6 protein-coding genes are annotated in these 6,482 nt (G+C 64.3%); all 6 read left to right on the top strand.

Annotation, left to right across the window (positions count from 1 at the left end):
* Nucleotides 1–127: 127 nt before the first annotated feature.
* The 6 genes from VGD20_RS13495 to pnp all read left to right on the top strand — a co-directional run bounded on the left by VGD20_RS13495 (nt 128) and on the right by pnp (nt 6,172).
* Nucleotides 128–1,405, top strand: a complete 1,278-nt coding sequence (locus tag VGD20_RS13495; RefSeq protein ID WP_331134948.1) for a M20/M25/M40 family metallo-hydrolase — start codon at nt 128–130, stop codon at nt 1,403–1,405.
* Nucleotides 1,405–1,947 carry a GNAT family protein gene (locus VGD20_RS13490; RefSeq protein ID WP_331134947.1) on the top strand — a complete coding sequence of 181 codons (543 nt, stop codon included), beginning with the start codon at nt 1,405–1,407 and terminating at the stop codon, nt 1,945–1,947. The genes VGD20_RS13495 and VGD20_RS13490 overlap by 1 nt, the downstream gene beginning before the upstream one ends.
* A gap of 41 nt (nt 1,948–1,988) precedes the next feature.
* Nucleotides 1,989–2,393, top strand: coding sequence for a DUF6491 family protein (locus VGD20_RS13485; protein WP_331134946.1), 405 nt, complete (start codon nt 1,989–1,991; stop codon nt 2,391–2,393).
* Nucleotides 2,394–2,424: 31 nt separating this feature from the next.
* Nucleotides 2,425–3,381: a tRNA pseudouridine(55) synthase TruB gene (gene truB / locus VGD20_RS13480; protein ID WP_331134945.1), complete on the top strand. Its 957-nt coding sequence runs from the start codon at nt 2,425–2,427 to the stop codon at nt 3,379–3,381.
* Nucleotides 3,382–3,406: 25 nt separating this feature from the next.
* The gene (gene rpsO / locus VGD20_RS13475; protein WP_166943549.1) at nt 3,407–3,676 is read left to right on the top strand and encodes a 30S ribosomal protein S15; all 270 of its coding nucleotides are present in this window, start codon (nt 3,407–3,409) and stop codon (nt 3,674–3,676) included.
* A gap of 192 nt (nt 3,677–3,868) precedes the next feature.
* Nucleotides 3,869–6,172 carry a polyribonucleotide nucleotidyltransferase gene (gene pnp / locus VGD20_RS13470; RefSeq protein WP_331134944.1) on the top strand — a complete coding sequence of 768 codons (2,304 nt, stop codon included), beginning with the start codon at nt 3,869–3,871 and terminating at the stop codon, nt 6,170–6,172.
* Nucleotides 6,173–6,482 lie beyond the last annotated feature (310 nt).

Raw genomic sequence — 6,482 nt, 5'->3', positions numbered from 1 at the left:
GCGGGAACGACCGCTATGTCGCCATGTGCCGGCGGCATTTCATGGAAAAGCGGCGCGAAGCCGCCTCGTTGCCAATTCCGGCCTGATCCCGAATATGCCTCCCCGGTTTTTTTGCGAAAGGAATTCCATGCGTAACACGGTCTTGCTGACTTTGGCTGCAGCCCTGCTGTCGGTCGTTCCTGCACAAGCGGCGCCGTCGTCGAAGCCCGAGGCGGTGCTGAAGACCAAGGGGTATCAGGCCGCGGTCGCTGTCCTCGATCGCGATCATGACCGTCTGGTCGAAGAAATCGTCAAGCTGACCGAAATTCCGGCGCCGCCGTTCAAGGAAGCGGTGCGGGCGGCTGCCTATCGCGACATGCTGACGGAAGCGGGGCTCGAGGATGTCGAGATCGACGAAGAGGGCAATGCGATGGGCGTCTATCGCGGCACCGGTCCCGCCGGCGGTCCGGCGGTCATGATCGCCGCGCACCTCGACACCGTCTTTCCCGAAGGTACGCCGGTCAAGGTCCGCCGCGAAGGCACGCGCCTCCATGCCCCCGGCATCGGCGACGATACGCGCAGCCTTGCCGTGCTGCTCGCCTATGTCCGCGCGATGAAGGAGAGCGGGATCAAGGTGAAGCAGGACATCATCTTCGTCGGTAACGTGGGCGAGGAAGGTCCGGGCGACCTGCGCGGCGTCCGCTATCTCCTCACCAAGGGCAAGTACAAGGACCGGGTAAAGGCCTTTTTCTCGATGGACGGAACCGATCCTTCGCGCATCGTCACCGGCGGCGTCGGGTCGAAACGCTATCGTATCACCTGGAAGGGGCCGGGCGGGCACAGCTTTGGCGCGTTCGGCCTCGTCAACCCGATGGCGGCGATGAGCCAGACGGTCGTCGATTTCTACCGGATTCCGGTTCCCGCAAAGCCGAAGACCACTTATGCCGCCAGCGTCACGGGCGGCGGCACCTCGGTCAATTCGATCCCGAACGAGGTGTTCATGGAATTCGACATGCGCTCGGAAAGTCCGGCGGAACTCGCCAAGGTCGAGCAGGCGTTTCTTGCGATCGTCAGGAAGAGCGTCGAGGGCGAAAATGCCACGCGATCGGTCAAGGAAGGACCGGTCACCGCCGATATCAAGATGATCGGCGATCGCCCGGCGGGCGAGACCGCCGCGACGCAGCCGATCGTGCAGAACGCCAACGCGATCATCCGTGCCAGCGGGCTCGATCCGAAATCCTCCTTCTCCTCGACCGATTCCAACCTGGCGATGAGCCTCGGCATACCCGCGGTGACGATCGGATCGGGCGGCGAGGGCGGGCGCGCGCACGCGCTCGACGAATGGATCGACGTCGAAAAGACGAAGAGCCTGCACGGCGCCGCCGTCGGGCTCGGCATCCTGCTCGCGACCGCGGGCGTCCAGTGATGCGCGATCGTCTGTATGTCGATCTCGCTGACGGCGATTTGCGGCTCGTCAAACTGGTGGAAGCGCATCGTGAGGCGCTGCGCGCCGTCTGCGCCGCCGATGCCGAGATCTGGCCGATCTATTCGTCGAGTTTTGACCCCGATCATTTCGACAAGAGCTTTGACGCGTTGATCGGCGGCATAGGGCGTATGCCCTATGCTATCATGGACGGCGACGCGCTCGTCGGCATGACCGCCTGGCTGCGCCCTGACTGGTCGGCGCAGACGGTCGAGATCGGCAACAGCTTCATCCACCCCGCCGCGCGCGGCACTGGCTTCAACGGCCGGGTCAAGAAGCTGATGCTCGACCACGCCTTTGCGGTCGGCATCCGCCGCATCGAATTCCGCATCGATGAGCGCAACAAGCGGAGCCAGGCCGCGGTCGCCAAGCTCGGCGGCGCCAAGGACGGCGTACTTCGCTCGGAGCGCATCACCTGGACCGGCTATGTGCGCGACACCGGTCTCTGGTCGCTGCTCGCCGACGAATGGACGGGTCGGGCATAGGGTCAGCCCCGGTTCAGCCTGCTCTCGCTAAACGACTCGCCATGAAGAATCTCGCACTCTCCCTGGCCGCCATGCTGCTTCCCCTTTCTGCAGCGGCGGCCACCGGGCCCGCGGCAGAACCGCGCGCGCTCGGCGTCGAATCGAGCATCGTGTTCCCCAGCGACAGCTCGATTCGCAACTGGCAGGCCGACCGCGACCGCGGCATCTGGATTCAGGACCGCCGCGGCGACTGGTATTATGGCGGCTTTGCGGGCATCTGCCGCGACGCCGATTTCGCGCAGGCCATCGGCGTCGAAACGCGCGGCGCCGGGCGGCTCGACAAGTTTTCGTCGATCATCGTGCGCGGCGAACGCTGCCAGCTGACCTCCTTTGTGAGTTCGGCTGCGCCGCCGTCCAAGGCGGAGCGCAAGGCGGCGCGCGAAGCCGGAAAGGCCGCGCAAAATTGACAGCCTCCGGCCTGCGCCCTAGCGGCGCGGGATGAACGGCTGGATCATCCTCGACAAACCTTTGGGGCTGGGCTCGACGCAGGCGGTCGGCGCGGTCAAGCGTGTGTGCCGCGAAGCGGGGCTGGGCAAGGTCAAGGTCGGGCATGGCGGCACGCTCGACCCGCTGGCGACGGGGGTGCTGCCGATCGCGCTCGGCGAGGCGACCAAGCTCTGCGGGCGGATGCTCGACGCGAGCAAGATATACGAGTTTACGATTGCCTTCGGGACCGAGACCGCCGGTCTCGACGCCGAGGGCGAGATCGTTGCGACGAGCGACGAGCGGCCGACGCGGGCCGAAATCGAGGCGGTGCTTGCGCGCTTTACCGGCCCGATCGAGCAGGTGCCGCCGGCCTATTCGGCGATCAAGATCGATGGCGAGCGCGCCTATGACCGCGCACGCAAGGGCGAAGCGGTGGAGATGAAGGCGCGCAGCGTCACCATTTATTCCCTTCGTCACCCCGGACTTGATCCGGGGTCCCGCTTTTCAACGTCGCTGAGCGGGACCCCGGATCAAGTCCGGGGTGACGAGGGAGGGGAGAGGCTTCAGGAAATCACTCTCACCGCGCATGTCTCGAAAGGCACCTATATTCGCAGCCTCGCCCGCGATATCGCGTACGCCGTCGGCAGCGTCGGGCACGTCACGATGCTCCGCCGTACGAAGGCGGGGCCGTTCGACCTGTCACAGGCGATTTCGCTGGACAAATTGAATGCATTCGGCCAAGGGGCCGCCCAATCAGAAATATTTCTGCCGCTCGAGGCAGGGCTGGTCGACATCCCGGCTCTGAACCTTTCCCCGGAAGCGGCAGGGGCGATCCGTCAGGGTCGCGTCTGGACCGGGGGTAGCACGGATGACGGGCTCTATTGGGGAAGGGACAGCGACAAGCGTCCCGTCGCCCTGATCGAGGCTTTGGCGGGAACGCTGAAAGTCGTCCGCGGCTTCAATCTCTAACCATGATGTTCGAGGAAAAAAGATTATGTCGATTACCGCCGAGCGCAAGACCGAAGTCATCAACGACAATGCCCGCGCAAAGGGCGATACCGGTTCGCCGGAAGTGCAGGTCGCGATCCTGACCGACCGCATCAACACGCTGACCGCGCATTTCAAGGCGCACCACAAGGACAACCACAGCCGCCGCGGCCTTCTGATGATGGTCAACAAGCGCCGCAGCCTCCTCGACTATCTGAAGAAGAAGGACGAGGCCCGCTACTCGGCGCTGATTGCGAAGCTGGGTCTCCGCAAATAAGAATTTCTGGCGGCCCCGGATTTCCGGGGCCGCTGTCATATTGGCTCCGCGCAAAGTGCCGGGCCACAGGGCCGCTCCCGCATCCGGCGGGACCGCCATAAGGGCAGACAGACGCCCTACACCGCCCCGGGCCGGATTGCCCGGAATCAGAGGCCCCGCCCGGCATAGGGCCCGGCGGGCGAAGGAAACCACATGTTTGACGTGAAAAAAGTATCGATCGAGTGGGGCGGTGAAACGCTGACGCTCGAAACGGGCAAGGTTGCCCGCCAGGCCGACGGCGCCGTGATGGCGACGCTGGGCGAAACGGTCGTCCTGTGCGCCGTGACCGCCGCGAAGTCGGTGAAGGACGGGCAGGACTTCTTCCCGCTCACCGTCCATTATCAGGAAAAATATTCGGCCGCCGGCCGCATCCCGGGCGGTTTCTTCAAGCGCGAACGCGGCGCGACCGAGAAGGAAACGCTCGTCAGCCGCCTGATCGACCGTCCGATCCGCCCGCTGTTCCCCGAAGGTTTCTACAACGAAATCAACGCTATCGCTCAGGTCCTGAGCTATGACGGCCACAACGAGCCCGACATCCTCGCGATGGTCGCGGCGTCGGCTGCGCTCACCATTTCGGGCGTGCCCTTCATGGGCCCGATCGGCGCGGCGCGCGTCGGCTATATCGACGGCGAATATATCCTGAACCCGACCGACGCGCAGGTTGCCGAAGGCGACCTCGACCTCGTCGTCGCGGCGACCTACGACGCCGTGATGATGGTCGAATCCGAAGCCAACGAGCTGTCGGAAGAGGTCATGCTCGGCGCCGTCCTGTTCGCGCACGACGCGTGCAAGGAGGTCGTCAAGGCGATCGTCAAGCTCGCCGAACAGGCCGCCAAGGATCCGTGGGAAGTCGCCGCCGGCGACGACAATGCCGCGATCAAGGACAAGCTCAAGAAGCTGATCGGCAAGGATATCGCCGCCGCCTACAAGCTGACCGACAAGTCGGCCCGCTCGAACGCTTTGAACGAAGCGCGCGCGAAGGCGAAGGAGCAATTCGCTGCCGACGGCCTCAGCCCGCAGGACGTCATGGCCGGCATCAAGCTGACCAAGAAGCTGGAAGCCGAGATCGTCCGCGGCGCCATCCTCAAGGACGGCAAGCGCATCGACGGCCGCACGACGACGCAGATCCGTCCGATCGTCGCCGAAACGCACTTCCTGCCGCGCGCGCACGGCTCGGCGCTGTTCACCCGCGGCGAGACGCAGACGATCGCGACCTGTACCCTTGGCACCAAGGATGCGGAGCAGATGATCGACGGCCTCAACGGCCTGTCGTACCAGAACTTCATGCTGCACTATAACTTCCCGCCCTATTCGGTCGGTGAAGTCGGCCGCTTCGGCGCGCCGGGCCGCCGCGAAGTCGGTCACGGCAAGCTGGCATGGCGTGCGCTGCACCCCGTGCTGCCGACGAAGGACGAATTCCCGTACACGATCCGCCTCACCAGCGACATCACCGAGTCGAACGGCTCGTCGTCGATGGCGTCGGTTTGCGGCGGCAGCCTCGCGATGATGGACGCCGGCGTGCCGATCAAGCGTCCCGTCTCGGGTATCGCGATGGGCCTGATCCTTGAGGGCAAGGATTATGCGATCCTGTCGGACATCCTCGGCGACGAAGATCACCTCGGCGACATGGACTTCAAGGTGGCGGGCACGTCCGAAGGCATCACCACGATGCAGATGGACATCAAGATCGCGGGCATCACGCGCGAGATCTTCGAAGCCGCGCTCAATCAGGCCAAGGAAGGCCGCGCGCACATCCTCGGTGAAATGAACAAGGCGCTCGGCGAAACCCGCAGCGAACTGTCGGCGCACGCGCCGCGTATCGAAACGATGCAGATCGACAAGTCGAAGATCCGCGACGTTATCGGTACCGGCGGCAAGGTGATCCGCGAGATCGTCGCGACCACCGGCGCCAAGGTCGACATCGACGATGAAGGCCTGATCAAGATCTCGTCGAGCGACCTCGACCAGATCGAGGCGGCGCGCAAGTGGATCAGCGGCATCGTCGAGGAAGCCGAAGTCGGCAAGATCTATGACGGCAAGGTCGTCAACCTCGTCGATTTCGGTGCGTTCGTGAACTTCATGGGCGGCAAGGACGGTCTCGTCCACGTCAGCGAAATCGCCAACGAGCGCGTCGAGAAGGTCGCCGACGTCCTGTCCGAAGGCCAGGAAGTCAAGGTCAAGGTCCTCGAGATCGACCAGCGCGGCAAGGTTCGCCTGTCGATGCGCGTCGTGAACCAGGAAACCGGCGAAGAGCTCGAAGACACCCGCCCGCCGCGCGAACCGCGCGGTGACCGCGGTCCGCGCCGTGACGGCGGCGACCGTGGCGATCGCGGTCCACGCGGCGGCGGCGGTCGTGACCGTGGTCCGCGCCGTGATGGCGGCGACCGCGGTCCGCGCCGCGAGCGCAGCGAAGGTCCGGAAGACCAGGGCCATGTGCCCGACTTCCTGAAGGACTAAGTTCTTCCGCTACCGGATCAGAGAAAGGGGCTGCCGAAAGGCGGCCCCTTTTTTTTCGGTTCAGGGGTGGGGAGCGGACCACGCAGAACGCCGCGACATGAAGATTAAAGGCACCGTCGTTGACCTTGGAGCCGGACTGCGGTTCGCCGCTCCAAGCTGGGGAATATTCATGCCCTATCCGATTAGGAAGGCCTCAATGGAGCCGCTTTTGAGCCGCCAGATCAGAGCGGGCAGCGCCATATAATTATAAGCCCAATTCGTATTGACAGGACATTGAACATGATCAATCCATAGAATGGTCTTGTATTGG

The sequence above is a fragment of the Sphingopyxis sp. genome, assembly GCF_036402335.1.
In the GTDB taxonomy this organism is placed as follows: Bacteria; Pseudomonadota; Alphaproteobacteria; order Sphingomonadales; family Sphingomonadaceae; genus Sphingopyxis.
Note: the sequence above shows the minus strand (reverse complement) of the source record. Positions and strands in the feature narration are given on the sequence as shown.

What these genes read in the sequence shown, in the direction of transcription:
- VGD20_RS13490 (WP_331134947.1), top strand. Translation starts at nt 1,405, where the DNA reads ATGCGCGATCGTCTGTATGTCGATCTCGCTGACGGCGATTTGCGGCTC.
- VGD20_RS13495 (WP_331134948.1), top strand. Translation starts at nt 128, where the DNA reads ATGCGTAACACGGTCTTGCTGACTTTGGCTGCAGCCCTGCTGTCGGTC.
- pnp (WP_331134944.1), top strand. Translation starts at nt 3,869, where the DNA reads ATGTTTGACGTGAAAAAAGTATCGATCGAGTGGGGCGGTGAAACGCTG.
- VGD20_RS13485 (WP_331134946.1), top strand. Translation starts at nt 1,989, where the DNA reads ATGAAGAATCTCGCACTCTCCCTGGCCGCCATGCTGCTTCCCCTTTCT.
- rpsO (WP_166943549.1), top strand. Translation starts at nt 3,407, where the DNA reads ATGTCGATTACCGCCGAGCGCAAGACCGAAGTCATCAACGACAATGCC.
- truB (WP_331134945.1), top strand. Translation starts at nt 2,425, where the DNA reads ATGAACGGCTGGATCATCCTCGACAAACCTTTGGGGCTGGGCTCGACG.